Genomic DNA, 1192 nt, shown 5'->3' with positions numbered 1-1192 from the left:
CGGTTTGGGGTACGGGCAGCTAGAACCTCGCGTCGATGCTTTTCTTGGCAGCATAGGATCACCGATTTCGACTTGCGTCTACCCATCAGATCTCAGGCTGTATGAACGACGGATTTGCCTATCGTTCGCCCTACATCCTTAGACCGGGACAACCATCGCCCGGCTCGGCTACCTTCCTGCGTCACACCTGTTAATACGCTAAACGCACCAGCACGGGGTCGTACGCTAGGCCCAACGCTTCACCCCGAAGGGATCCATCAAAGGGATTCAGATACTTAGCACTACTGGATTGTCTTGGGCGGTTCTTCGCCGGTACGGGAATATCAACCCGTTGTCCATCGACTACGCCTGTCGGCCTCGCCTTAGGTCCCGACTTACCCAGGGAAGATTAGCTTGACCCTGGAACCCTTGGTCTTCCGGAGGACGGGTTTCTCACCCGTCTTTCGCTACTCATGCCTGCATTCTCACTCGTGTGGCATCCACGGCTGGTTCACACCGCCGCTTCACTCGCCACACGACGCTCTCCTACCCATCAACACGGCTGGACCACGAAGGCCTACCACTAATGTCAATGCCACAACTTCGGTGGCGTGCTTGAGCCCCGTTACATTGTCGGCGCGGAATCACTTGACCAGTGAGCTATTACGCACTCTTTCAAGGGTGGCTGCTTCTAAGCCAACCTCCTGGTTGTCTGTGCAACTCCACATCCTTTCCCACTTAGCACGCGCTTAGGGACCTTAGTTGGTGGTCTGGGTTGTTTCCCTCTCGACTATGAAGCTTATCCCCCACAGTCTCACTGCTGCGCTCTCACTTACCGGCATTCGGAGTTTGGCTGACGTCAGTAAGCTTTTGGGCCCCATCGGCCATCCAGTAGCTCTACCTCCGGCAAGAAACACGCAACGCTGCACCTAAATGCATTTCGGAGAGAACCAGCTATCACGAAGTTTGATTGGCCTTTCACCCCTATCCACAGCTCATCCCCTCCATTTTCAACTGAAGTGGGTTCGGTCCTCCACGACGTCTTACCGTCGCTTCAACCTGGCCATGGATAGATCACTTCGCTTCGGGTCTAGACCCTGCGACTGAATCGCCCTATTCGGACTCGCTTTCGCTACGGCTGCCCCACACGGGTTAACCTCGCCACAGAGCACTAACTCGCAGGCTCATTCTTCAAAAGGCACGCCGTCACCCC

General features: G+C 55.6%; 1 rRNA gene. It reads right to left on the bottom strand.

Features of this window, described 5'->3' with window-relative positions:
• Positions 1-1192 (bottom strand): 23S ribosomal RNA (locus C5C69_RS16555); the annotation flags it as partial.

This window comes from Rathayibacter sp. AY1C7 (genome assembly GCF_002931865.1).
Lineage (GTDB): Bacteria > Actinomycetota > Actinomycetes > Actinomycetales > Microbacteriaceae > Rathayibacter.
The sequence above is the reverse complement of the archived record's forward strand: the minus strand, read 5'-3'. Positions and strand labels throughout refer to the sequence as shown.